The sequence below is a fragment of the Nonomuraea sp. NPDC051941 genome (assembly GCF_044593615.1).
Window position 1 is genome coordinate 28675 of sequence record NZ_JBIUCF010000010.1, and the last position, 26246, is coordinate 54920.

The following is a 26246-nucleotide window of genomic DNA, read 5'->3' on the forward strand; positions in this document are numbered from 1 at the left end:
ACTTTCCTATCACAAGTCATAGGATCACTTAGCGCGTTGGCGCGTCAAGTCTCTTGACCGAGGGCTGTGGCTGCTGTATTCGTCGGATGTCTGAAGGGAAGCGATCTATGGGACTTCGACCGCATCGCCGTACCCTCCTCGCCGCACTCGTTCTCGCCGTGATCGCGAGCCTGTGCGCGGCACCCGCCGGCGCGGAGGTTCAGCATCCGAGGCAGGAGTGGTTACGCGACTCGACCGCCGGGCTGTTCCTGCACTGGGGCATGTTCACCGCGCCGCGCCACCTCGACTGCGCGGCCTGGGAGAGCGACGTCACGGGTGGCGGCTGGAGCCCGGACTACTGGGTGGACGAGGCCCGCAAGCTGGGAGCCTCGTACATCGTGCTGGCGACCTTCCACAGCAGGCTCGGGTACGCGCGGCCGTGGCCGTCGCAGATCCCCGGCTCGTGCAGCACCAAGCGGGACTTCCTCGGCGAGCTGGTGAACGCCGGGAAAGCCAAGAATGTGCGGGTCATCCTCTACATGACCGACGACCCGCAGTGGCACAACGAGCAGGGGGTTGAGACGCTCGATTCGGCCGCCTACTCGGCGTACAAGGGGCGGCAGGTCGACCTGACCACCCGCGCCGGTTTCGGCATGTACAGCTATGACCTTTTCTTCGAGGTAATGGCCAAATATCAGGACTTGGCGGGGTTCTGGATCGACAACGACAACGAGTACTGGGAGCAGAACCGGCTCTACGAGCAGATCCGCGAGAAGCGCCCGTCCTGGTTGCTGAGCAACAACAACGAGGACACCCCGATCATGGACACGGTCAGCAACGAGCAGAAGACCGGTATGACCCCGGCCTACGACTACCCGCAGGCCGCCTGGACCCCGATGCCGCGCCTGGTCGAGGCCGACTACAAGCTGCCCACCACCGGCGACTGGTGGTACGACGGCGGCAGCCATCCGGTCGACTTCCGCCTCAGCACCGGCCGTTACGTCACCAACGCCGGCTCGTCGATAAAGTCGCTGATGGCCGAGACCCCGATGGTGAACGGCCGCTTCCCGCCGCAGCAGGAGGAGTTCAACGCCTTCATGTCCATGTGGGTCCCGCCGATCCAGGAGTCCTTGCGGGGCACCGAGGGCGGCGGCTACATGTACGGCGGCCTGCAGCCCGGCTTCTGGAACGACGGCGCCCACGGCGTCGTCACCGTGGAGCCCGGCGCCAAGATCCAGTACGTGCACGTCGTGACCAGGCCCAGCACCGACCAGGTACGGCTGCGCGACAACGGCCACCGGGTGACCCGGGTGAGCGACCTGCGCACGGGCGAGCGGATGCGCTTCAGCCAGTCCGGCGGCTACCTGACCATCCTCGGCATCACCCGATGGGACGACTACGACACGGTGTTCAAGGTCGAGACGGCCGGCCGCCCGGGCTTCTACGACGGGCTCAAGGCCACCGCGTCCGCCTCCCGCGACGGCCACCCCGCCGCGGCGCTCGTGGACGGCAGCCACGAGGTCTACTGGGACAGCGGCGCGACCCTGCCGGTCTCGGTGACGCTCGACCTCGGCCGCGTGCGCAAGGCCGCGTACCTGGCGGTCAGCCAGCGCGAATGGTCGCCGACGTACGCGCGGGAGACGTTCGGCCGCCCCGAGGACTCCGCGCGGATCAAGGACTACCGCGTCTACGCGAGCGACGACGGACGGCACTGGGGCCGCCCGGTCCGCGCCGGCGCGATGCGCAGCGCCCGTGGCACGCAGGTCGTCGACCTGGGCGAGCTGCGCGCCCGCTACCTCAAGCTCGAGGTGCTGAACACCTGGGCCGGCCCGCAGGCGCCGCGCTTCTTCCGGGAACTGCAGATCGACGAGATCAGGGTCGCGAACGAATATCCGCTCTCCTTCGGCGACCCGGTGCCGCTGGAGGCCGAGCGTCAGCACCGTTCGGGCGCCGCCCGTCCCGACCTGTGCCCGGCGTGCTCGGGCCATGCCCAGGTCGCCGGGCTCGGCGGCGGGGCGCGCAACGCGATCACCTACCGGGACGTCACGGTGGCGGCGGCCGGCGACTACCGCCTGCAGATCGACCACACGGCGGCCACGCCCACGTCCCTGAAGGTCGCCGTCAACGGCGCCGCACCCGTGGAGGTCCAGGTCCCGGGGGACAACCCGGACGTGCCGCTCTCCACCGCGCTGCCGGTGCCGCTCAAGGCCGGGGCCAACACGATCACCCTGTTCAGCGACGCGGCCAAGGGCCCGGGAGTGGACCGCCTGGCGGTCGCGCCGCTGCCGCCCGCCTCGTACGTGCCCAAGACGACCATGACCGTCGAGCCCGGCGGCCTGCAGTGGGCCGGCCCCGGGCAGCAGACGATGAAGGTGTCGGCCAAGCTGCGCCTCGACGCCGACGACGCGCTCGACCGGGTGCGGCTCGCCCCGGTCGTCCCCGCCGGCTGGACCGTCGAGGGCGCCCCCGTCACCGCGGCCTCGATGCGGCTCGGGCAGACCCTCGAAGGTACCTGGACCCTCACCTCGCCGCCCGGCCAGGACGTCACGCCGGCCGACATCCCGGTGACGGCCGCGTTCGAGGTGCTGGGCCGGGCCGGCACGGTCACCCGGCAGGTACGCGTCCGGCCACGCCCCGCCGACCGGGTGTTCATGCGCGAGGCCGAGGACTCGCGCAACGGGCTCGGCAGCGCGGGCATCACCAACTGCTCGCCGTGCTCCGGCGGCCAGAAGGTCCGCAACCTCGGCGGCGCCCCCGACGCCTTCGTGCTGTTCGAGGACGTCGTGGTGCCCGAGGCCCGGCAGTACACGCTGTTCATCGACTTCACCGTCAACGGGCCGCGCTCGTACTTCGTGAGCGTCAACGGCGAGGCGCCGGTCGAGGTGAAGGTGAGCGGCGCCGGCAACAACACCCCCTACACCACGACCGTGCCCGTCACGCTGCGGGCCGGCGCCAACACCGTCAAGATCTACAACGACACGGAGGCCGCGCCCGACCTGGACCGGATCTCGCTCGGCTAGTCGAACAGCTGCGTGAGCTTCAGCACCAGCTCGTACACGCCGAACGCGAAGGGCAGCGCGACCCAGGCCCACGCCAGCACCATCAGGGCGGTCCGCCTGGACGTCATGTCGCCTGCCCTTCCATGGCCGGCTCGGCCGGCTTCTCGTGGTACCTGTCGCTCACCGGCCGGATCAGCTCGTTGGCGAGCAGGCCCACCGCCAGCAGCCCGATCATGATGTAGAGGGAGGTCGTGTAGAGCGCCGGCCCCGACCGCCCCGCCGCCTTCTGCGCGTCGGCGATGGCGTTGATGATCAGCGGGCCGAGCACGCCCGCCGTGGACCAGGCCGTGAGCAGGCGGCCGTGGATCGCGCCGACCTGGTAGGTGCCGAACAGGTCCTTCAGGTACGCCGGGACCGTCGCGAAGCCGCCGCCGTAGAAGGACAGGATGCCCAGCGCGCACACGATGAACAGCGGCTTGGAGGAGTTGCCCGCCAGCGCGATCACCAGGTAGAGCAGCGCGCCGGCCCCCAGGTAGACGCGGTACATGTTCTTGCGGCCGATCACGTCGGAGGTGGAGGACCAGACGAAGCGGCCGGTCATGTTCGCCAGCGACAGCAGCGCGACGAACCCCGCCGCCGCGCCCACCGCGACCGGCGTGGCCGTGCCCGCGAAGAAGTCCCTGATCATGGGCGCGGCCTTCTCCAGGATCCCGATGCCCGCGGTGACGTTGCAGCACAGCACGACCCACAGGCAGTAGAACTGCGGGGTGCGGATCGCGTTGCGGGCCGAGACGTCCGCGTCGGTGATCAGCGGCCTCGACGCGACCACCGGCGGCGTCCACCCCGGCGGCGACCAGCCCTCCGCCGGCACGCGCACCAGCAGCACGCCCATCGTCATGAAGACCGCGTAGACCACGCCGTGCACGAGGAACGTGGTGGCGATCCCGCCCGTGCTCGTGCCGAACGACTCCAGCATCTGCGCCGACCACGGCGAGGCGATGAGCGCGCCGCCGCCGAACCCCATGATCGCGATCCCCGTCGCCATGCCGGGCCGGTCGGGGAACCACTTGATCAGCGTGGAGACGGGGGAGATGTAGCCGATGCCGAGCCCGATCCCGCCCACGACGCCGTAGCCGAGCACGACCAGCCAGTACTGCCGGGTGGCCACGCCGAGCGCGGACAGCAGGAAGCCGGAGGAGAAGCAGGCCATCGAGACGAACATCGCCCAGCGCGGCCCGTTGCGCTCCACCAGCGTGCCGCCGAAGGCCGCCGACAGGCCGAGCATGACGATACCCAGCTGGAACGGCAGTGCGCTCTGCGTGCCCGAGAGGTGAAGGGAGGACTCCAGCGGGGGCTTGAACACGCTCCACGCGTACGCCTGCCCGATCGCGAGGTGGACCGAGAGCGCGGCGGGCGGCACCAGCCACCGGCTCCAGCCGGGTGCCGCCACGATCCGGGAACGGTCGAGGAATCTTGCCACCTCACACGCGTACCACATACGGTATGCAGTATTGAAGATCTTTACGATGAGCGGTCAGAAACGAGCGACGAGCGGACAAGGGTGAGCGGCGCCCGGGCCGCTCACCCCGGCCGGCTCAGGCCAGGCTCTGCCCGCCGTCCACGGTGATCACCTGGCCGGTGACGTAGTTGTTGGCCATCACGAACAGCGCCGACGCGGCGGCCTCATCGGCGGTGCCGAAGCGGCCGAGCGGGGAGCCCTCCCCGGCCTTGGCGACCGCGGCGTCGCCGTCGAGCCCGGACAGCGTGCGCAGCAGCGGGGTGTCGAAGGTGCCGTAGCGGATGGCGTTCACCCGGAGCCGCTTCGGCGCGAGCTCGACGGCGAGCGCCTTGGTGAAGGTCTCGACGGCGCCGACGGCCGCCAGCGGGCCGGTCATCCCGGGGATCGGGCGGACGACGTACGTGCCCGAGGTGAAGGTGATCGAACCGCCCGCCGGCAGCCGGGTCGCCGCGAGCCGGGCGGCGACGACCGCCCCCCAGAGCCGGGTGTCCAGGGCCGAGCGGAGGTCGTCGTGGGAGAGCTCGGTCACCGGGCCCGCGCCACTCAGGCCGCCTGCCGTCACGAGCACGTGGTCGACGTGTCCGGCCCGCTCGAAGATCTCCGCCAGCGCGTCCTCGTCCGACCCGTCCGCGGAAATGCCGAGCACCGAGTCCGCCGGGCCGTCCGCCGGGGCCGCGTCGCGTACGCGGTCCACGGCGGCGGCCAGCCTGGCCTGGTCGCGGCCGACCAGCACGACCCGGGCGCCCACCCCACCCAGCAGCACGCCGGCGGACAAGCCGATGCCCGAGGTGCCGCCGATGAGGACGACGGTGGAGCCGGCCAGGCCGGTGGGGAGCGGCGAGCGGACCGGTACGGGAGCTATGGACATGATGTCTCCTCAGCAATAAACCATCTGGTTGGTTTAGATCGAAGCGGATGTCGCGCAGAAAGTCAACTGGATGGTTTAATTCAGTTCATGAGCTACGACGCGGAGGCCACCCGACAGCGGATCTTCCAGTCCGCCACCGCCGAGTTCGCCGCGCACGGCCTGGCCGGCGCCCGGGTGGAGCGCATCGCCGCCGCCGCCAAGGCCAACAAGCAGGCGATCTACCTGTACTTCGGGGGCAAGGAGAAGTTGTTCGGTGCCGTGGTGCAGGCCAAGGTCGACGAGGTCTGCCACGCGGACACCCTCGATCCCGGTGCGGTGGCCGACTCCGTGGGGCAGCTGTTCGACTGGTACCAGGACCACCCGGACCTGATCAGGCTGCTGCTGTGGGAGGCCCTGGAGAGCGGCCCGGGTCCCGTCCAGGGCGAGGACGAACGCCGCGAGGCCTACCGGGACAACGTGCGCGACCTCGTGGACGCCGGCGTCGGCGCCGGGCTGGACGGGCCCGAGCGCACCTGCGCCGCCCAGGACTGGATGTTCACCGTGCTCGGGCTGGTCGCCTGGAACTTCGCCGTCCCCCAGCTGTGCCGCCTCGTCCTCGACGAGCAGGACGACAAGGCGGCCCTGGCCCGGCGCCGCGAGGCCGTGGTCTCGGCCGTCCGCACCCTCGCCGCCAACCAGCCGCCCTTCAGCCGCTGACGAAGGCGAGCGGGCGAGCCCCATCCGTGCCATAGGAAATTCGTCGACAGCCCCACATCACGGCGCGCAGCCGTATAGGTATACAGCAAGGGGAGAGTCGGTCGCCGTTCGCCGTGCACAGGGGGACGCCTCATGGCCAAGGCGCGCCGCAAAAGGCGTGCGAAATCCGCTGGAGCCGATGAGGCTCCCGCCTCTCGGACGGAGGAGGCCGGGCGGTGGAAGGCCGCTCGGACGTGGGTGGCGGGCATTCTCAGCGCCGTGCTCATCGCGGCGGCCGGCGCCGTGTTCACCGCCTGGTTCAACGCCCGCGGACCCGACACGGTGGACCGGATCAGCGGAGCGCCCCCGATCAAGGTCGGCCACGTGGCCGTCGACTACTCCGCGCAGGACACCGCCCTGAGGATGCCGGTGACCGACCCCGGAGAACGAGCGGCCCTGCTGGGCAACACCTCAGGTTCGGGCCGTGACACGATCATGGCGGGCCATCGCCGGGCCCCGCTCGAACAGGCGAACGTCACCGTCGTCCTCATCGGCAACCGCAGCAGCGTACGCATCGTCGACATCAAGCCGCGGGTCCTCGATCGCAAGCCGGTGTCGGACGGCGCGCTGCTGGTCTACACCCCCGCCGGCGAGGCCGACACCATCGAGCTCGCCGCTGACCTCGACGAGCCGGCTCCCCGCTTCGCCACCGCAGGGGACGCTTCGTATTTCAGGAAGAAGCAGATAGACCTGAAACGGGACGAGCCGGTCACCCTCTCTATGTCGATCAAGGGCACGGCGGCGTATTACGAGTTCGATCTCCTGGTCACCGTGCTGGCGGAGGACCGGACCGAGCAGGTGACGATCGAAGGGCCGGGGAAGAGCCCGTTCCGGGTGACCGGCATCGCCGACGCCTACAGGGCCTACTACGCCGTCTCCTCGCTCGGCGGCTGGCAGCCGATCTCACGCGGCCAGGCGTGCGCGATCGAGCGTAAGATCCAAAAGGTCAAGGGGTGCTGACGTGCTCGGGCGGCGCGCGGGGGCGATCCTGCTCGTGGTGGTCCTGGCGGCCTGCTCGTCCGCGGACGCTGCGCGGCTCTCGCTCGTACCCGTCGAGTGGCGCGTGGCGTGGTCGGCGCCCGCGGACGCCGGCACCGGTGAGCCGCCCTTCGAGACTCCGCGCTACGCCGTGTCCGAACGCGCGGTCGCCATGGCGACACTCCAGGGCACCGTACGGATCCACGATCCGCGTACAGGTGAGCTCCGGCGCACCGTCCCCGCAGGCCCGGCTCCCGCCGCCCCCGTCACCGGCGTGTGGATCGCGGCGGACACGCTGGTCGTGTCGCGAGGAACGCCCGACGTCGCCGCCCATGCCCTGATCGGCCTGGACCTGGCCACGGGCGCCACGCTGTGGCGGCGCACGATCGCCGTCTCCACTCATCGGGCCCCGGCGATCGGCGCCGGCGTGTACCGGGGCCCGCGGATCATGGTGACCGAGCGCGGCATCGTGGTGTTCGAGCGGCCTGCCGAACCCTTCGACCTCCAGGCCCTCGATCTCCGGACCGGCGCGACCACGGTGCGGGCGACGTACCCGCGAGGCTGCGACCTTCAAGGCGCCGCGACCGCCCGATCGGTGATGCTGCTCAGCTATTGCGCGAGCAGCCAGGTGCGGCTCGCCTCGATGGATCCGCGCACGCTCCGGCCCGGCTGGGCGCGCCTGCTGTCGTCGCTCGCCTCGCCGCCGGACGGAGGCCCGCCGATGACCCTCACGGCCAATGCGGATGGATATGTCCACGCCTCGGTGGGGGAGGAGGACTTCTTCTACGGTCCGGACGGCCGCCCGGCGTCCACCGCCCCGAAAGCCGCGCGGGTCATGAACCCGACCCGCTGGAGCGCGCCCCTGTTCGCCGGCTCGTACCCCGTGACGGCCGGCAACGACGCGCTCCTCCTGCACAACGGATGGCCGTTGCCCGCGTACCTGACCTCCCTGGACCCCACCACCGGACGGCTCGGCGCGCTGCCGCTCGACCTGCCCGCGCGGACGGTGTCCCTCGTCGGGGCGATCCGGGACCTGGCTTTCGTGTACGGTGACGGCCGCCTCATCGCGTACAAGCTGAGCTACGGGCTCTCCCACGGGTCTGCCCGGTTCGGCGGCGTCCCGGCGAGCGCCTGGCCGGACGCCTGCTCCCTGCTGACCGGCCGCGACCTGTCCGTCCTCGCGGACGGCTACCGCGCGGTGCCCGGACAGGACGATCCGGCGCTGCCGAAACCGGCGACATGCGACTGGATACCGCCCACGGACGATGGCGCCGTCGTCTCGCTCTCCGTGGAATGGGTGTCCCCGTCGAGCGCGGCCGCGCGGAAGCTGTTCACCGCCGAGGCGGGCGCCGTCAAGGGGACCGATGCCGTCGACCGCACCACCCAGCGCCCGGACCTCCTCTCCTACACCGTGGCCAGGACGAACGGACTCCACGGCGCGACGATCGTCAACGCGGGCCCCGTCATCGTCCGGCTGAGCTCCACCTCACGGCAGGCCGTGCGGCTCCTCTCCCCGTTGCTGCGGGACAATCTGCTCGCCCGCTACCAGCCGGGCGCCCGCGCTCCTGGCCCCGTCCGCGAGCGCGGCTGGATCCATCCGACCGACGGGGCCGTCCACGCCGAGCCGGTGGTGGCCGGCGGTGTCGTGTACGCCACGAGCGGCGACGGCACGGTCTCCGCGCTGGACGCCGCCACCGGCGGGCTGCGGTGGAGCTTCCGGACCGGCGGCCCCGTTCAGTTCGATCACGTGGTGATGGACGGCACCGTCTTCGTCGCGAACACGTCCGGCAGGCTGACGGCGCTGGACGCCGCCACCGGCCGCCCGAGGTGGAGCCGCAGGCTCAACGTGGCCGGCGACCTGGTGGGCGCGGCGGGCCGCCTCTACGTCTGGACCAGGAGCCCCGCCTGGTCCGCGAACGCCGAGGTCGTGGCGCTCGACGCCGCCTCCGGCAGGCGGGCGTGGGGCTTCCGGCCGGAGGGCGACGTCCTCAACCCCGACCCTGTGCTGGCCGGCGACGTCGTCCACGTCGGCGGCGACCACGGCATGGTGTACGCGCTGGCCGCAGCCTCGGGAGCCCGGAAATGGCGTTTCCGGGCCGGCGGAGCACGAGACCACACCTATCTGGCGCGAGCCGGCGGGATCGTCTACGCCGCGAGCACCGATGGCGAGGTGCACGCCCTGGAAGCCGCCTCCGGGAAGGCCCGGTGGAGCTCGGAGATCGCCGGTTCCGTCGACTTCCGCCCGGTGGCGGCCGGAGGGGCCGTGTACCTCGGCGGCAGGGACGGCACGACGTACGCGCTGGACGCCGCCTCCGGCACGGGGCTGTGGCGCTTCCGGACCGAAGGCGACAAACCCGGCTACCGATGGGATGCCGCCGTGGCCTCCGGACTCGTGTACGCCACAGGGGCCGACAGCGCGCTGCACGCGCTCGACGCCACCACCGGCGCGTCGCGATGGTCGTTCCCGCTGGGCAAGGGCCGCCCGGCGGGCCCGGTCGCGGCAGGCGGGACCATTCACATCGGGGACGGCGCGGGAACGTTGCACGCGCTCGACCCCGCCACCGGCACGGTGCGCCGGAGCTTCCCAACCGGGAGCCCCATCGAAACCCGGCCGGTCGTGGCAGGCGCCTTCGTGTACGTCGGCGGCTCGAACGGCGATATCTCGAAACTTTCGGGATAGCGGGCTCTATGGGGACAGAGGTGCCCTATGCATCGCCCGATCTCCGAAAGTTTCGACATTCGCGCTGATATATTCCCAGCTCACAATCCAGGCAAAAGATTGAGCTTTGAAATATTTCTGTCCTATATTGACATGTTTCATAGGGGTTCCCAGACTGATCGCCAACACTTCACCCGGAAGGGAGAGCCCTGGTGATCACCAGCTTGGCCCGCTCCAAGATCCGTACGAGGGTCGTCGCGCTGACGGCGGCAGCGGCGCTGTCGATCGCCGGAGCGGTGACGGTAGCGCCCCCCGAGGCCGTCGCGGCGGCCGGAGTCGAGGACGAGGGCGCCGACTGCACGGTGACCGGCCTGCCCGACGCGGGCTCCTTACCCACCAACTCCAAGCTTCCCGACCCCTTCAAGAAGCTGGACGGTACGCGCATCTCCGCCAGGTCCGACTGGCGGTGCCGACGCCAGGAGATCAAGAAGCTGGCGGAGAAATTCGTCTACGGTGAGAAGCCGGGAAAACCGGCCGGCGTCACCGGAACGGTTTCGAGGACCGGCATCACCGTGAACGTGAACCACAACGGCAAGAGCTCGAGTTTCTCGGCGAGCGTCGATCTGCCGAGCGGTTCCGGACCTTTCCCGGCCGTCGTCGTCGTGGGCGGATTCGGCGCGGACACGGCCGCCATCAAAGCGGCCGGCGCCGCCGTCATCAATTACGACCCGTACGCGGTCGGGAAAGAGGGCACGCCACGCAATAACAAGCAGGGCACGTTCTACAGCATCTACGGCTCCTCCAGCAGCACGGGGCTGCTGCTCGCCTGGGCCTGGGGCGTGAGCCGGATCATCGACGTCATCGAACAGTCGGGCGGCGGCATTCTCAAAGCTGATGCGACCGGCGTCACGGGATGCTCGCGCTTCGGAAAGGGCGCTTTCGTGATCGGCGCGTTCGATCAGCGCATCGCCTTGACCATGCCGATCGAGTCGGGCAGCGCCGGCGTTCCCATCTTCCGCGGAATTCCCGGGGAGGGCGCCCAGAGCCTGAGCAGCGCGTACGGAGAGCAGCCGTGGCTGGGCGACGCGTTCGGCTCCTTCACGAGCAGCCCGGCCAGGCTGCCGGTGGACACGCATGAAATGGTGGCCATGGTCGCGCCGCGCGGACTGTTCATCATGGACAATCCGCACATCACCAATCTCGGACCCAAGTCCGCCAGCGTGGCGGCGTTGGGCGGGGCGGAGGTCTACAAGGCGCTCGGCGCGGGAGACAACATCACGTACTGGTCCGACATCCAGGACGGCAACCACTGCGCCAACCGGGCGGAATGGCGGACCCCGCTCCAGCAGAACATCCAGAAGTTCCTGCTGAAGACGGGCAATGCTCCTGGCGCGATCAGGATCTCGTCCAAGGCGCTCGGCAATCTGGCCGAGTGGAGAGACTGGCAGACTCCCACGCTCGGCGATTCCGGCGACACCACCCCGCCGAGCACGCCGGGCACCCCGGCCGCGTCCAACGTGACCGTCACCGGCGCCATGCTGACCTGGGCCGCGTCCACCGACCAGGGCGGCTCCGGCCTGGCCGGCTACAACGTCTACCGCGAGCAGGGCACCACCGACCCGCAACTCGGCCAGTCCGCCACCAACTCGATCACCCTCACCGGGCTGACCGCGAACACCCAGTACCAGGTGTACGTGCGGGCACGGGACGGCGCGGGCAACCTGTCCGGCGACTCGCCACCGGTCACGTTCACGACGACGACCGGCGGTGGCGACACCTCGCCGCCGACGGCCCCGGCCGGCCTGGCGGCCTCGGCGACCACGTCCACGGGCACGACCCTGGGCTGGAGGGCCTCGACGGACGACACCGGCGTCGCCGGCTACGACATCCTGCGCGCGCCCGGCGCGAGCGGTGGCACGTTCACCCAGGTCGGCACCTCGGCCACGACCTCGTTCAGCGACACGGGCCTGACCCCGAGCACCACCTACCGCTACCAGGTCAGGGCGCGCGACGCCGCGGGCAACACCTCGCCGGTCTCGAACACCGCACAGGTCACCACCCAGCCCGGCACCTCCACCGGAACGTGCACGGCCGTCCCCACCGTCCAGACCCAGTGGGCCACCGGGTACGTCATCCAGCCCCTGACCATCACCAACACCGGCACCTCGACGATCAACGGATGGACGGTCACCTTCACGCTGCCGGCCGGGCACACGCTGACCGGCTCGTGGAACGGCACCGCCACCGTCAGCGGGCAGACCGTGACCATCAAGAACGTCAGCCACAACGGCACCCTCGCCCCCGGAGCCGCCACCGCCGGCGTCGGCTTCCAGGCGACCCGCCCCAACGGCAACACCGCCCTCCCCTCCGGCTACACCTGCGCCTGACCGCCCCGGCCCGCCCGCTCCTCACCACTGTGGGCGGGCCGGGCGGTGACCTCGTGACCCGCCCAGTCGAGCGCGACCTCGCCGTTCGCCAGGAAGTCCAGCTCGACCTCGCCCTTCATCCTGGCGAAGAAGCGGGTCTCCGACATCGGGCGCAGCTCCGTCCTGACCAGCCCGTGCACCTCCACCATGAGCCGCTCGCCCTCCCGCGTGACGTCCATCGTGGACGTACGTCCCATGTACCGCATGGTGTAGCGGCCGGTGTGCCGGTCGAGGATGTCCGGGGCGACGGTGACGAAGACGCGCCGGCTCGGCAGCTCGTACGGCTCGCCACGGGCGATCGCCGCCAGCGCGGACTCGATCTCGGAGAAGGCGGCGTTCTCGATGTTGGACAGAACGGTCACGAACAGGTCGTCGTGCCGGTAATGGGCTGAGACGCTGACGAATCCGATGGTGCCCCCCGCGCTCTCCACCCGGTCCGCGCTCACCACGCAGCCGTACCCGTACCCGGTGCCGTCGGCCTCGACATGCGGCCTGAACAGCTCCGCCAGCGACTCGCGCCGCAGCAGCCGGGGCAGGCCGCGGTTCCAGCGGTGCAGGTCCTCGACCGTCGAGTGGAGCGCGCCGGCAGCGTCCTGGTTGGAGTCGTCCAGGTACGGGGTCCTGGTGAGCCGGCCGTCGACCGACATGTAGCCGGCGGCCGTCCCGGTGCCGTCGGCCAGGCCGCTGCGCTCCATGGCCAAGGGGGCCAAGACGTTCCGGCGCAGGTATTCGCCGTAGGTCAGGCCGGACAGCCGCTCGATCACCTCGCCCAGCAGGATCCAGCCCGAGTTGCTGTAACTCATCCGCGTGCCCGGCTCGAACAGCAGGGGCCGGTCCTTGAAGTCGTCGACGATGTGCCGCCGGGTGCGCGGCGTCCCCATGACGCGGGTGAAGCCGTCCGTCGTGACGTAGTCCGGGATGCCCGAGGTGTTGGTCAGCAGGTGGTGCAGGGTGATCCGCGCGCCGTGCGGGTAACCGGGCAGGTGGTGGGCGAGCGGGTCGGTGACGCGGAGCCTGCCCTGCTCCTGCAGTTGCAGGATCGCGATCGCGGTGAACGTCTTGGTCTGCGATCCGATGCGGAACGCCGTCGCCGGCGTGTTGGGCACGCCGCGCTCGTGGTCGGCGTGGCCGTACCCCTTGGCGAAGAGCCGCCGGTCGCCGCGGGCGACCAGCACCGCACTCCACGAGGTCCGACTTCGCGCTGGCGCTGCGCTGGCACGCGCTCCTGGAGTCCGGCGAGGCACGGGACCTGGTGGCGGCCTCGTTCCGGGAGCTGGAGGCCCGCCGGGTGGCGCTCGCCGCCGGGCGCGAGGCGAAGGCGGGGCTGTCGCCGCTGGCCGACGCCCTGTTCGACAACGCCGAGGCGCATCTGGCCGCCGACGCGAAACTCCTGGAGGACGTCCGGCGCCTGCTGGACGGCTGATCCTGTGGTTGATCGGTGGCGGCCGCCCGGCGCCGAGGTCGCCGGGAGCCGCATCCACTCGGTACGGTTGCCCAGTTTCGTGGTGAGCACCGAGATCGTGTTCGGCGGTCCGGGGGAACGCCTGGTCATGCGGCACGACCCCGGCACCGACCCCAGCCCGTACGTGGCCGGGACGCTGCTGGCGGTGCGCCACGCGGGCGAGGAGACCGGTGTGCGCAGGGGACTGGACTCACTGCTCTTCAGGGGCTGACCGGCCCGCTACTTGACGGCGCCGCTGGTGATACCCGAGATGATCTTGCGTTGGGCGACGGCGAAGACCACGACCAGCGGCAGGCTCATCAGGATCACGTACGCGAAGATCAGGTGCCAGTTGTTGAGATAGAGCCCGGCGCTGGCCACACGGAAGAGGTTGAGGGGCAGCGTGTCCAGGCGTCCGCCGATCACGAAGAAGGCGTAGAAGACGTCGTTCCACACGTACAGGCAGACCAGGATGGTGGCCGTGGCCAGCACCGGGCGCAGCAGCGGCAGCACCACCAGCCAGAACACCCGCATCGGGCTCGCCCCGTCGAGCTGCGCCGCCTCCTCCAGGGAGGTGGGGATGGTCCGCACGAAGCCGGTGACGAAGAAGATCACCGTGGACATGTAGATGCCCATGTAGACGCCGATCATCCCGACCGCGCTCCCGGCCAGGCCGAGCTGGCGCAGCAGCAGGACGACGGTCACGACGGCGGGCGGGAGCACGATGCCGCTGATCGCCAGCGCGTACAGGACGGCGTTGAGCCGCGTGGCGCGGCGGGCCAGGATCCAGGCCGCCATCGACCCGAACAGCAGCACCCCGATCACCGAGGGCACGACGACGAGCAGGCTGCCCAGCGACGCCCGCAGCACCTCGCCGTCGCCCCACACCTGCCGCAGGTTCTCCAGCAGGTGCCACTCGGTCGGCAGCGACAGGTCCGGCGTGAGCGCCTCGCCGCGGGACTTGGCCGCCGTGACCAGCACCAGCCACAGCGGGATGCCGATGGACAGCACCACGAGCACGAACGTGACCGCGGGCTGGAGCCGGCGCCACACGGGCGCGTCGCTCACCCCGCGGCGGTCGGGGACGACGGGGGTCACAGGATCTCCTCCCGCTTGCGCAGCACGTAGATGACAGGGAAGGCCATGAGGGCCACCAGCAGGAACAGCACCAGGCTCATCGTCGTGGCCTGCGCGAACAGCCCCTGGCCGAAGGTGCGGTAGATGAAGATGTTCAGGATCTCCGTCGTGCGGGCGGGCCCGCCGCCGGTGGTGGCCTGGGCGATGTCGAAGCCGTTCATCGAGCCCAGCAGCGCCGTGGCGACGTTGAACGTGATCGCGGGCGCCAGCAGCGGGAAGCGGACCGCCCAGAACGTACGCCACCGCGACGCCCCGTCGATGTGGGCGGCCTCCACGATGTCCTCCGGGACGGTCTTCAGCCCCGCCAGGTAGATGAGCATCGACAGCCCCATCCACTTCCACGCGTGGATCAGCGCGACGACCACGACCGTCCAGGTGGTGTCGCCCAGCCAGGCATAGTCGATCCCGAGCAGCCGGTTCAGGCCGCCCGTCGGCTTGAGCAGGGCCTGGAAGATGTAGCCGACGGCGAGGGCCGACATCAGCACCGGGATGAGGAAGAACACCCTGGCCACCCGGTTGAGCCAGGTGTCGCGTTCGAGCAGCACGGCCAGGCCGAAGCCGAACGCGTTCTGGAAGAGCGCCACCAGCACCGCGTACACGACCGTGACCCGCAGCGACCGGAACAGCGTGCCGTTGGAGGCCAGGTCGGTGAAGTTGTCCAGCCCGACGGGCCGGATCGCGCTCTTGAAGCCCGACCAGTCGGTGAAGGCGTAGACGAAGTTGAACAGCGTCGGCAGGAAGAAGAACACCAGCAGGATGGCGAACGCCGGAGCCATGAACCACATGGGGTGCGTCCGCCTCCCGACGACCGGGCGTCCGCGGGTCGCGGTCGTGGTGCGGGAGGCGGCCTGCCGCGAGGTGGTGATCAGCACGTCAGAAACCGCTCGCCCCGGCGGCCTTGGCGAGCTGGGCGAACTGATCCTGGGTGGCCGAGGCGACCTTCTCCGGCGTCATGGTCCCGGTGATCATGTCGGCCAGGTTCAGGTACAGGTCCGGGTTGGCCACCGCCAGCGCCTGCATCGACCCGACCGCGGTGGGCAGCGCGGCGTGCACGTCCAGCAGCGCCTGCGGCACGCCCGCCGGGCTGGGCACCGACGGCTCCAGGGAGACGGTGTTGCGGTCGGCGACGAAGTCCTTGTAGCCGGGCCCCATCCAGTACGCCAGCAGCTGCCGCGCCGCGGCCTCGCGCTTGGCGTCCCCGGTCTTGAACGCCACCAGCGCGTTCGACTGGTCGGGGATGAACGTGCCGACGTTCCCCGACGGCGAGATCGGGAAGAAGCCGATCTTCTTGTTCAGCGTGGCGGTGTCGGCCGAGGCCTGCAGCTGCCCGAAGAACGAGTTCACCTGCACGACCATGGCCGCCTTGCCGGCCAGCAGCGCCGCGCCCTGGTCCTCGAACTTCGCGGTCTTGATGTCGGAGTTGAACAGCCCCTCGTCGATCAGCGACTTGTACGTCTTGATCGCCCCGACGACGGCCGGGCTGTTGAACGTCTCCTTGCCCGTGTTGATCCGCTCCCACAGGCCGTCCTTGGCCGCGTCCGCGAGCTGGACCTGCACCCACCACTGGGTCGCCCACTTGTCGCCGGCCATCTCGAAGAACGGCGTGACCCCCTTGGCCTTCAGCGTGCGCCCCAGCTTCACCATCTCGTCGAAGTTCTTCGGCGTACTGGTGATCTTGTTGGCGGCGAAGACCTCCTTGTTGTAGTAGACGCCCTCGACCGCGGGGCTCGTGATGAGGGCCGCGTACCGGGCGCCGTCCAGGATGCCGGTGATGTCCTTCAGGTCCGGCGACAGCTGCGCCAGCCACGGCGCGTCGTTCAGCGGCTGGAGGTTGGCCTTGGCGTTGATCGCGGTCAGCATGGACGCGGTCGGCTGCCAGAACGCCAGGTCGGGCTTGTCGCCGGTGGCGACCTTGGTCTGGATGCCCTGCTCGTACGGGTCCGGGATCGTCACGACCTCGACCGTCGCGCCCGTCGCCTGCTGGAACCCGGCGATGACCGCCTTGGGGACGGTGTTGCTGTTCTGGGCGGCCCAGATCGTCAGCTTGACGCCGTCGAGCTTGGTGGCCGGGTCGGGCCAGGCCGCGGCGGTGGCGGGCGCGGCGGAGGAGGTCTCGACGGAGGGGTCGCTGCACGCGGCGAGGCCGAGCGCGAGCGCCGTCGCGACGGCGGCGGCCGTCCAGGTGGTCTTCATGGTGGTCTCTTTCATGAGGCGGTGCGGATGCGGAGGATCCGGGCGGAGTGGGGCTCGTCGCAGCAGGGGGTGAGCGTCAACACGCCGGTGCCGGGCTGCCAGTCGCGAGCCCAGTCCGGCAGGTGCCGCGGGTAGATCACGTCGATCTCGACCGCGCATCCCGCCAAATGTGGCAGGTCCAGCCGTACGGGCTTCGCCCCGTCGCGTCGCCATACGCCAAGGTATGTGACGTCGGCGGTACGCAGCCCCAGGGCGAGATGGCGGTCGCCCCAGCGCGGCAGCCCCAGCGGCCACACGGGCGTCGCGCGGGCCAGGTCCGCGCGGATCTCCTTGTGGACGCGTACGGCGTCGCGGACCGAGTCGAGCTGGGCGGGGCTCATCCCGTCCAGGTGGCCGGACAGGTAGAGCCGCCCCAGCATGCCGGTGCACAGCGCGAAGGCGATCTCCTCGTCCGACATGTCGGGCTGCGGGTAGGCCCAGCTCGCCGACTGCTCGGGCAGCACGGACATCGGCGCCGACACCGCGATCGGCGGGTAGAGGCGGAAGTCCTGCTGGTCGCTGGTGGACTGCAGGTGCAGCCGGGACAACATGGCGTAGTCCATGCGCATGGCGCCCGACGCGCAGTTCTCCAGGGTGAGGCCCGGATGGCGCGCCAGGACGCCGTCCAGCCAGGCCAGGTGGGCCCGGTTGCAGGCCAGCAGCCCGTCCCCGGCGCTGTCGGCGTCCAGGTCGGTGCCCGCGCCCGGGTCGATGTTGTAGTCGAGCTTGAAATAGCCGACGCCGAGCTCCTCCACCAGCCGGTCCACCACCTGGTCCAGGTGCGCGATCGCGCGGGGATGGCGCAGGTCCAGGTGGTAGCGGCCGTGCTCGACCAGGCGTACGCCGCCACGCTGCAGGAACGCCTCGGCGGGCAGCTTGTCGGCCATGGGGCTGCGGACGCCGATCACCTCGGGTTCGAGCCACAGCCCCGGCACCATGCCGTGCTCCCTGATGCGGCCGAGGACCTCCTCGATGCCGCGCGGGAAGCGCGTCTGCGACGGCTGCCATTCGCCGACGCTGTCCCACCAGGTGCCGCCGTCGTCGTACCAGCCCGCGTCCACGCAGAACGTCTCGGCCCCGGCCGAGGCGGCGGCGTCGATCAGCGGCAGGAGCTTGGCCGTGGTCGGGTCGCCCGACAGCGTGTTCATGTAGTCGTTGAACACCACCGGCAGCCGCTCCCGGTCGGGGTGCGGCCGGACGATCATCCGCCGGTGCGCGGTGAGCGCCGCGGCCGCCCCTTCCAGGCCCGCGCCGGACACCGCCACCGACACCGGCACCGTGGTGAACGACTCGCCGGGTTGGAGCAGGTGCTGCCACTGGTGGTCGATGTCGGTCGGGCCGAGCAGCGCGACGTACGGGTCGTCGAGCCGCTCGCCGACCTCCCAGCGCCAGGCGCCGTTGTGCTCGATCTGCCACAGCCACGCCTGCCCGCCGGCGCGGTCGATCAGGCCGCCGGTGGGCAGGTGGGAGCCGGTCGACCAGGTGCCGGTGCTGACGACCGCGAGCCGCCCGCGGCCGTCCTGCCCGTGGCCGCCCAGGCGGAGATCGGGTACGGCCTGCCCGCGCAGGGCCTCGCGGACCCAGCGGCTCTCGCCCAGCCATTCGCTGTCGGCCCGTACCACGTCCAGGTCGTCCACCGCCCCCGCGAAGGCGGCGGCGAACGACGTGACGCCCAGCAGCAGCCGGGGGTTCTGGCCGCGGTTGGTCACCCGCGTCCAGACCTGGAACGCGCTGACGCCCTCCGCCGAGCGCAGGAAGACCTCGGCGCTCAGCCCGCTCCGCGCGTCGTGCAGGTCGAGCTGCAGCACGTGCCATGCCCCCTCCCTGCGCTGTTCGCAGCCCCGGTAGGCCAGGCGCAGGCCGGCGGCCGTCCGGGAGAAGCGGTGCGAGGCCCGCGCCCGGCCCTCCTCCGGGACCAGCAGCTCCACCAGCGGCTGCGTCGCCCTGGGCAGGTGCGCCGTGGCGGCGTCGCCGCCGGACAGCGACCGGACGCCGACCGGGCCGTCGGGTGAGACGTCGAGCACGACCCGCAGGCTCGGGTGGCCCCAGACGACGCTGGTGTTCATGGATCTCCTCTGCTGCTTCTTACCGGTCGGCTTGTCTCAGCCGACCGGCTTGGCGATCTGGATGCGGTCGATGTCGGGCGCGTAGCCGGTGGAGGCGTTGCCGAACGTGATCGTGTTCGCTCCGGCGGCCAGGGTGACGTCCACGACCGTGGTCCGGTAGTTCGACCAGCCCAGCGTGTTGCGGAAGTAGTGCCGCTGGGCCGCGCCGCCGTTGACCGAGATGTCGGCGTAGCGGTCGACGATGTTGCTGTTGTAGTTGGTGGCGCCCTCGCCCAGCTCGCCGTTGGCGTACGTGACGACCAGGCGGTAGCGGCCGGCCGAGGCGGCGGTGACGTTGTTGAAGCGCAGCGTGTTGGCCGCGCCGGCGCCGACATATCCGACGTACTTCCCGCCCGAGGCGGCGGAGTTGGCCGCCACCCTGGCGGCGCCGCCGAGCGTGTTGGCGCTGGACTCGGCCTCGTACGCGGTGATCGTCCCCGTCGTCGCCGACACGTCGAGGTAGTCGACGTTGACGCCGGCGGCGCTGACCTCCAGGCGGTTGATCCCGGCGGCCAGGAACACCTTGGTGGTGACGGTGCTCCAGCTTGCGGCGGCGGGCAGGCTGACGTCGGTCAGGTCGGAGCCGTTGAGCCGCAGCTTGGCCGTGCGGGCGGCGGAGGCGGAGTAACGCAGGTCCACGTTGTAGTAGCCGTCCGAGGGGGCCGTGACCACGAACTTGGCGCCGCCGTCCGCGGAGGAGACCGGGCCGTAGGTGATCGCGCCCGGCGCGGCGGCGTACTCGGCCTCGTAGCGGGAGCCGGTGGTCGGGTCCTTGTCCGGGGTCACGATCACCTGGTACGCCGAGGAGCCCTTCAGCCCGGTGAGCGGGATCGTGATCTGGCCGCCGGACGGCGTGAAGTCCGCCTCGGTGACCTTGTACGGGCCGGGGGAGGGGTTCAGCCCGGTGTTGTCCACGCCCCAGACGGCGGCGTGGACCGTGGTGCCCAGGGCGCCCGGGATGCCCTTGACGACCAGGTTGGTGTCGTACGTGCCGCTGGCCGGGTTGTTGCCGCCGAAGATCACCCTGGCCTGCTTCTTGCCCTGGTCGAGCGCGGCCAGGACCTGGAGGGAGCCGTCGGGGGCGGGTGGGGTGACGGCCACGGTGTTGCCGGTCAGCTCGCCGTACCACTTGTACAGCCACCAGCCGCCGGTCGCCTGGTTGTTCCTGGTGACCAGGTCGTTGAGCCCGCCGGCCGTCGTCCAGTACGCCAGGCAGCCGTCGACCTTGCTGTTCTCGAACTTCGCCACGAACTGCACCAGGTTGCCCGGCACGCCGAGGTCCCCGGAGAAGCGCCCGTACTCGTTGATGGTGATCGGCCTGGGGGAGATGCCCAGGCTGGACTCGATCGCCCGGTAGTCGGCGTAGTGGGTGTGCCAGCCGGTGAAGAAGTCGTCGCCGAGCTCGTGCCAGGTGGTGACGTCCGGCAGTACGGCGTTGTCCCGGGCGAACTGCATGAACGTCCGGATGTCGGCCGAGCGGTAGCTCGCGAAGTTCGGGCCCGCGATGCGGGCGCCGGGGTCGAGGGAGCGGATCCGGCGGTAGACGGTCCGGTAGTCGTTCATGAACCCGGCGAGGTTGCCGCCGTACCAGATCTGGTCGGGCTCGTTGAAGGGGACGTAGACGTACGAGGTGCGGTACGGGTCGGCGACGACCTTCCTGACCATCGTGTCCACCTTGGCCAGGTAGTCGTTGATGCCCAGGTTCTCGTACGGCCACTGCTTGTAGACGTCCTGCATGTAGATCTGGATCTCGCGCCCGCCGGCGCGTTTGAACATGGGGGCGATCTTGAGCGCGTCGCCGTTCGGGTGCTGCAGGCCGTCGGGCGCCTTCTGGGCGGTGACCTGCGGTTTGAGGGCGGCGAGCATGGTCTCGTTCGGGATGCCCTCGTCGCCGAGCCCGTACAGGAAGCCGGTGGCTCCGTACCTGAGCGCGCCGGTCGAGCTGCCGAGATCGACGACGAGCTGGGACGCGGCCTGGGCGGGGGCGGCGTGCACGGCACCCGTCAACAGGACCACCGCCAGCATCGCTGACCAGGCATGTTTCCTCCTCATGGCGAGACAACCTCCTTGCGTGCTGCGGGCGTCGAAGCCCTTGGGGGGACGTGGAGGTGCGCAGATGTGACCGGTCACATTTCTTGTTGCCTGAGTGTGACCGCTCACATTGCCGAGGAGAAGACCCTGTTACCAGGTTGTTACCGGCAAATATCGACCGAGAGTCCGCCGCGTGCGCGGGATGCGGCCTGCCACCTTGGCTTCGCAGGGTCGGCGGAACCGCTCAGGGAGTTTCCTGTTCGTACACGGCCTGGGCGGCGAGGATGTCACCCGCATGGTCCCGGATCCAGTCGGACAGGGTCTGGAGCGACTCGGTGATCCCCTCGCCGAGGGCGGTCAGGCCGTAGCTGACCTGTGGCGGCGTGGTGGGGGTGACCGTTCGGCGGACGAAGCCGTCGCGTACGAGCGTGCGCAGCGTCTGGGACAGCATCTTCTCGCTGATCCCCTCGATCTTGGTGCGCAGTTCGTGGAACCGCAGCGGGCCACCGCGGACGGCGGTCAGCACGAGCACCGCCCAGCGGCTGGTGACGTGGTCGAGCACCATGCGCGCCGGGCAGTCCCTGTGAAACGCGTCACTCATACGCCGTGCCACCCCTTGACGAGCAGAAAGCCGACGGCAGGGTATGGAGCTTACCAAAAGGTAGGTACTTTCTCCTGGAATGCTCAATACCTAGAGTCTGCCACCGAAGCCGTAGAGCAGAGGAGGCATGACATGCGACGCATCGCACTCATCACCGGCGCGGGGCGCGGTATCGGTGCCGCGACAGCACATGAGCTGGGCCGCCGCGGTTTCCACGTGATCGTCAACTATCGCGCCGACACGTCGGCGGCCACCTCGGTGGTCAAGCAGATCCAGGCGGCCGGCGGTACGGCGCAGGCTGTCCAGGCCGACATCCGCGACCCTGGCCAGGTGGCCGAACTCGTCGAGGCCTGCACGCGGGTGGACGCGCTGGTCTGCAACGCCAACATCCCCCCGCCGTTCGGCCCGCTGGCCGAGATGTCGTGGGAGGACTTCGCCGGCAAGGTCACCGGGGAGCTCGCCGGGGTCTTCCACATCACCCAGCGGGCACTGGACCGCATGCGCGAGCAGGGCGACGGCCGAATCGTCTACGTCTCCAGCCTCAGCGCCGAGCTGGTACGTCCGGGCGCGGCCGCGCATGCGACGGCGAAGGCGGCTCTCAACACCTTTGCCCAGCACGTCGCCGCGGAGGCCGGTGCCTGGGGAATCCGGGTGAACGTCGTGGCGCCGGGCGCGGTCCGTACCGAGGCCAGCGCCATGATGCGAACGCCCGAGACGGAGGCGGCGCTGGGGCGCCGCTCGGTCCTCGGCCGGATGCTCGATCCTCAGGACGTCGCCGCGGTGATCGGCTCCATTCTCGACGGCGGGTTCGACGCCGTGTCCGGCGCCTGCATCCCGGTGGACGCGGGCTACCGGGTCCTGTCCGGCTGACGGCCCTCACCCGCGCCGTACTCGTCGTGCCAGTTCCACCACTGGTACGGCGGGGTCTGGGGATAGCCCTCGGGAGAGTCCTCCCACTCCTCCTGCCGCCCGAGCGCGGTCATGTCGAGGTAGCTCCAGGTGCTCCCCAGCGCCTCGTCGCCGCGGTCGTTGATGAAGTAGGTGCGGAAAACCCTGTCGCCGTCGCGGATGAACGCGTTGGTGCCGTGCCACTCGTTCACGCCGAAGTCGGCGTCGAAGTCGTCGGTCAGGGTGTACCAGGGCATCGTCCAGCCCATCCGCGCCTTCACCCGCGCGATGTCCGGCTGGGGCGCGCGGGAGACGAAGACGAGGGTGGTGTCACGGGCGTTCAGATGGGCGAGGTGCCCGACATGATCGGCCACCATGGAACACCCGACGCACGCGTGATCGGGCCAGCCGTGCACGCTGGGATCGAAGAAGGCGCGGTAGACGACCAGCTGGCGACGGCCCTCGAACAGGTCCGGCAGGCTCGCCTTACCCGCCGGCCCGTCGAACTCGTAGTCTTTCTCCACCGCCAGCCACGGCATCCGCCGGCGCTCCGCGGCCAGCGCGTCCCGGGCGTGGGTCAGCTCCTTCTCCTTGACGAGCAACCGCCTGCGCGCAGTCTCCCACTCCTGTGGCGTGACGATCGCGGGTGTCTTCATGGTGTCGTTCACCTTCCCGTCCAGTTCCGCGTTCCCCTCCCCATCCCCGTCAGGATGATCCTTCAACGCCTCCAGCGGGCCGTCCCGATCACGGGGCCCGCATCGGTGCGGAAACGCCGCCCCGATAGCGCACCCGCCACCAGGCCCGCCTCGGCCGGCAGCACCAGGCGTTGAGCGATCGCCGCCACATGCGCCCATAGGCAAGGCTTTTGCGTCATCATGCGGACATATACCTTTTGAGCAGCCGAGTGGATCCTCCCTGACCCCAGGAGAAGATTGCCTCATGTCCGGTCCGCGCCCGTTGGCCGAGAACGATCCCCGGCAGATCGGGGACTATCGACTGATCGGCGTGCTGGGCGTCGGCGGGCAGGGAGTCGTCTATCTGGGGCAGGCCCCCTCGGGTCGGCGGGTGGCCGTCAAGACGCTGCACGCCCGGATGGCCTCCGAGCTCGAAGCCCTGGACCGGTTCCTGCGCGAGACCGAGATAGCCAGGTCGGTGGCGGCGTTCTGCACGGCGCGGGTCGTCGACGCCGGGATCGCCGACCGGGCGCCCTACCTGGTCAGCGAGTACGTACAGGGCCCGTCCCTGGACGAGCTCGTGACCCGGGAGGGGCCGCGCACGGGCGGCGGGCTGGACCGGTTGGCGATCACCACCCTGGTCGCGCTCGACGCGATCCACCGGGCCGGCATCGTGCACCGGGACTTCAAGCCCAGCAACGTGATCATGGGCCAGGAGGGCCCCGTCGTCATCGATTTCGGCATCGCCCGGGTGCTGGACCACTCCACCACGGGATCCGGCCTGATCGGCACCCCGGCCTACCTGTCGCCCGAACAGCTCAACGGAGAGCCGGCCGGGGCCGCCTCGGACGTGTTCGCCTGGGCCGCGACCATGGTGTACGCCGCCACCGGGCACCGGGCCTTCTCCGGCACGGTCACCGCGGGAGTCCTCAACGCGATCATGACCCGCGAGCCCGACCTGGCAGGCGTCCCCGACCGCCTCCGTCCCCTCCTTGCCGCCGGCCTGGCCAAGGATCCCGCGTCCCGGCCGAGCATCACCGACCTGTTCACCGCGCTCACCCATGAGACCCCCCTCCAGGACACGGGTTACCGGCGTCCCGCACCGCCACCCGAAAACGCCCCGCGCCGCCGCCGTCAACGTCCGCCCGGCTTGGCGAAGGTGTTCGCGGCGGCCGCCGTCGTCCTCGCGATCCCTTTGGCCTTGTGGCTGGCGTCCGTCCTGGCCGGGAGCCTCCCCGGCAATACGCTCTCCACCGCCGGCGCGAAGCCCTCCACGACGGGCGCGCCGTTCGGCACCCTGATCCGCGAGCCCGTCAACGGCTGGCAGCCGTGGGTGCTGTCGCTGGCCGTCGGGCAGTGGGACGGCCGTCCCGTGGTCGCCTCTGGAGGCTACGACGGCACGGTGCTCATATCGGATCTCGCCACCGGCGCACCCCTCCACTCCCCGTTCACGGGGCATCAGGGTCCGGTCTGGTCGGTGGCGACAGGGCAGGTGAGCGGCCGCCCGGTCGTCGTCTCCGGTGGTCGCGACGGCACCGTACGCGTCTGGGACCAGACCACCGGCGAACCGATCGGCACACCCTTCCAAGGCCATCGGGGCTCGGTCGAATCGGTGGCGGTCGGGCAGGTGAACGGCCGCCCCGTGGCGGTGTCCGGCGGTCTCGACGGTACGGTGCAGGTTTCGGACCTGGCCACCGGCGACCGGGTCGGCGACCCCGTCGGCACCGGCCGCGGCTGGGTGCTCTCGGTGGCGGTGGGCGAGGTGAACGGCCGCCCGATCGTGGTCTCCGGGGACGTCGACGGCACCATCCTGATGACGGACCTGGCCACCGGCACTCCCATGGCCAGACGCGTCAACGCTCACGACGGGCCGGTCGAATCGGCGACGGTGGCGCGACTCGACGGCCGCCCGGTGGCGATCTCCGGCGGCGGGAAAGGCGATCACACCGTACGCGTCTGGGACCTGGCCACGGGCGAACCGATCGGCCGGCCCTTCAGAGGCCACCGGAGCTGGGCGCTCGGCCTGGCCGCGGCGCAACTGAACGACGGCCGCCCGATCGTGGTCTCCGGCGGCTACAACGACCAGACCGTACGGGTGTGGGACCTGGCGACCGGCAAGCCGATCGGCGAACCCTTCAAGGACCACGTGGGCCTGATCGAAGCGGTGGCAACCGGACACCTGGACGGCCGCCTGGTGGCGGTCTCCGGGGGCAACGACGGCAAGGTCCGGGTCTGGAGCCTGAGCTCCCCGTACCCGTCTCCATGAACGGATTCCATCGACAGAGCCCGCCTCAGCGAGGCCGCCGTTGAGCTGTTCGGGCGCCAGGCAGGCCTGCCACCGGGTCTCGCGGTCTCGGCCGAGCACCTGTGACGGGGCCGCTACCCGAAGCAGTCCTGAGCGGTCAGGACCAGGGTCACCCCGAGGACCATCCTCTTCGACACGAGGAAGACGTAGGACGCCTTGGGGTTGCCCGGCACGGTGGCGAAGGTGCCGTACAGCGCATTCTGCTTCAGGTTGGGGTAGGCGGCCTTCAACTGCGCGGGAGTGGCGCCTATGCCGATGCCCTGAGGCGTTTTGACGCCGCGGCCCGGCGCGGAGATCGTGACCACGCCCTGCTTCTTCGAAATGTACATCCCTGCCCGGTTACCGCTGTACCGCCGCTCCTTCAGGTCATAAGTCGAGCACTTGGTGGGGACGTTGATGGTCTTGCGGACGATCCTCCCGGTCGCCCTGGCCCGCGCCTCCGTCATCCCGAGCTTGATGTTGCCGTACCCGAACGGCCCTAGCGTCCTCTTCTGGGCGGTGGCAGCGGCGTTCGCCGCGGGAACGATGCCTGCCATCATGACGCCGGCGGCCAGCGCCGTGACCAGCGCCGACCGGCCGATTCGTTGGGCTTTGGACTGTTTCACAGCACTTCCTCCGTGATCATGACTGCAAACTGTAGCCCGAACGCGGCAGGGGCGCCGGTGATTG

At 70.4% G+C, this 26246-nt stretch carries 20 protein-coding genes; 9 read left to right on the forward strand and 11 right to left on the reverse strand.

All coding sequences use genetic code 11. From position 1 onward, the window contains the following. Positions 1–107: 107 nt before the first annotated feature. A complete protein-coding gene (locus ACIHFD_RS18520) occupies positions 108–2999 on the forward strand; it encodes a CBM35 domain-containing protein (RefSeq protein WP_397367945.1) in 2892 nt (963 codons plus the stop codon). Between the two features lie 103 nt (positions 3000–3102). Here the strand turns inward: ACIHFD_RS18520 and ACIHFD_RS18525 are convergent, their stop codons facing one another. Further along, complete coding sequence (locus ACIHFD_RS18525; protein ID WP_397367946.1) at positions 3103–4458, reverse strand: OFA family MFS transporter; 1356 nt, start codon at positions 4456–4458, stop codon at positions 3103–3105. Between the two features lie 115 nt (positions 4459–4573). Continuing rightward, entirely contained in the window at positions 4574–5365 is a 792-nt protein-coding gene (locus tag ACIHFD_RS18530) for an SDR family NAD(P)-dependent oxidoreductase (protein ID WP_397367947.1), read from the reverse strand. 87 nt (positions 5366–5452) lie between these two features. On the opposite strand from ACIHFD_RS18530, the gene ACIHFD_RS18535 reads away from it, so the two are divergent. The 4 genes from ACIHFD_RS18535 (at position 5453) to ACIHFD_RS18550 (ending at position 12124) form a co-directional block, all read left to right on the forward strand. Continuing rightward, complete coding sequence (locus tag ACIHFD_RS18535; protein ID WP_397367948.1) at positions 5453–6061, forward strand: TetR family transcriptional regulator; 609 nt, start codon at positions 5453–5455, stop codon at positions 6059–6061. Between the two features lie 258 nt (positions 6062–6319). Beyond that, the gene (locus ACIHFD_RS18540) at positions 6320–7060 is read left to right on the forward strand and encodes a hypothetical protein (RefSeq protein WP_397367949.1); all 741 of its coding nucleotides are present in this window, start codon (positions 6320–6322) and stop codon (positions 7058–7060) included. A 1-nt stretch (position 7061) separates the two neighbouring features. Then, positions 7062–9758, forward strand: coding sequence for a PQQ-binding-like beta-propeller repeat protein (locus tag ACIHFD_RS18545; RefSeq protein ID WP_397367950.1), 2697 nt, complete (start codon positions 7062–7064; stop codon positions 9756–9758). 191 nt (positions 9759–9949) lie between these two features. Further along, positions 9950–12124: a fibronectin type III domain-containing protein gene (locus tag ACIHFD_RS18550; RefSeq protein WP_397367951.1), complete on the forward strand. Its 2175-nt coding sequence runs from the start codon at positions 9950–9952 to the stop codon at positions 12122–12124. Here the strand turns inward: ACIHFD_RS18550 and ACIHFD_RS18555 are convergent. After that, complete coding sequence (locus ACIHFD_RS18555; protein WP_397367952.1) at positions 12109–13338, reverse strand: serine hydrolase domain-containing protein; 1230 nt, start codon at positions 13336–13338, stop codon at positions 12109–12111. The genes ACIHFD_RS18550 and ACIHFD_RS18555 overlap by 16 nt on opposite strands. Positions 13339–13415: 77 nt before the next feature. On the opposite strand from ACIHFD_RS18555, the gene ACIHFD_RS18560 reads away from it, so the two are divergent. Continuing rightward, entirely contained in the window at positions 13416–13586 is a 171-nt protein-coding gene (locus tag ACIHFD_RS18560; protein WP_397367953.1) for a hypothetical protein, read from the forward strand. Positions 13587–13590: 4 nt separating this feature from the next. Further along, positions 13591–13836, forward strand: a complete 246-nt coding sequence (locus ACIHFD_RS18565; protein ID WP_397367954.1) for a dihydrodipicolinate reductase C-terminal domain-containing protein — start codon at positions 13591–13593, stop codon at positions 13834–13836. Positions 13837–13844: 8 nt separating this feature from the next. On the opposite strand, the gene ACIHFD_RS18570 is transcribed toward ACIHFD_RS18565, so the two are convergent. The 6 genes from ACIHFD_RS18570 to ACIHFD_RS18595 form a co-directional block, all read right to left on the reverse strand. Beyond that, entirely contained in the window at positions 13845–14702 is an 858-nt protein-coding gene (locus ACIHFD_RS18570) for a carbohydrate ABC transporter permease (protein ID WP_397367955.1), read from the reverse strand. Continuing rightward, the gene (locus ACIHFD_RS18575) at positions 14699–15613 is read right to left on the reverse strand and encodes a sugar ABC transporter permease (protein ID WP_350742797.1); all 915 of its coding nucleotides are present in this window, start codon (positions 15611–15613) and stop codon (positions 14699–14701) included. The genes ACIHFD_RS18570 and ACIHFD_RS18575 overlap by 4 nt, the downstream gene beginning before the upstream one ends. A gap of 1 nt (position 15614) precedes the next feature. Beyond that, positions 15615–16934, reverse strand: coding sequence for an ABC transporter substrate-binding protein (locus ACIHFD_RS18580; protein ID WP_397367956.1), 1320 nt, complete (start codon positions 16932–16934; stop codon positions 15615–15617). 11 nt (positions 16935–16945) lie between these two features. After that, a complete protein-coding gene (locus ACIHFD_RS18585) occupies positions 16946–19039 on the reverse strand; it encodes a glycoside hydrolase family 36 protein (RefSeq protein ID WP_397367957.1) in 2094 nt (697 codons plus the stop codon). Positions 19040–19075: 36 nt separating this feature from the next. Further along, a complete protein-coding gene (locus ACIHFD_RS18590; protein ID WP_397367958.1) occupies positions 19076–21130 on the reverse strand; it encodes a hypothetical protein in 2055 nt (684 codons plus the stop codon). A 223-nt stretch (positions 21131–21353) separates the two neighbouring features. Next, on the reverse strand, positions 21354–21710 hold the full coding sequence (locus tag ACIHFD_RS18595) for a winged helix-turn-helix transcriptional regulator (protein ID WP_397367959.1): 357 nt from the start codon (positions 21708–21710) through the stop codon (positions 21354–21356). A gap of 132 nt (positions 21711–21842) precedes the next feature. Between ACIHFD_RS18595 and ACIHFD_RS18600 the strand changes: the two genes are divergently transcribed. Then, on the forward strand, positions 21843–22580 hold the full coding sequence (locus tag ACIHFD_RS18600) for an SDR family oxidoreductase (RefSeq protein ID WP_397367960.1): 738 nt from the start codon (positions 21843–21845) through the stop codon (positions 22578–22580). Here the strand turns inward: ACIHFD_RS18600 and ACIHFD_RS18605 are convergent. After that, positions 22559–23254, reverse strand: coding sequence for a DUF899 domain-containing protein (locus ACIHFD_RS18605; RefSeq protein ID WP_397367961.1), 696 nt, complete (start codon positions 23252–23254; stop codon positions 22559–22561). The two genes, ACIHFD_RS18600 and ACIHFD_RS18605, sit on opposite strands and share 22 nt — an antisense overlap. 283 nt (positions 23255–23537) lie before the next feature. Between ACIHFD_RS18605 and ACIHFD_RS18610 the strand changes: the two genes are divergently transcribed. Further along, complete coding sequence (locus tag ACIHFD_RS18610) at positions 23538–25538, forward strand: serine/threonine-protein kinase (RefSeq protein ID WP_397367962.1); 2001 nt, start codon at positions 23538–23540, stop codon at positions 25536–25538. Positions 25539–25651: 113 nt separating this feature from the next. Here ACIHFD_RS18610 and ACIHFD_RS18615 read toward each other — a convergent pair whose 3' ends face one another. Next, entirely contained in the window at positions 25652–26182 is a 531-nt protein-coding gene (locus ACIHFD_RS18615; protein ID WP_397367963.1) for a hypothetical protein, read from the reverse strand. Positions 26183–26246: the final 64 nt, after the last annotated feature.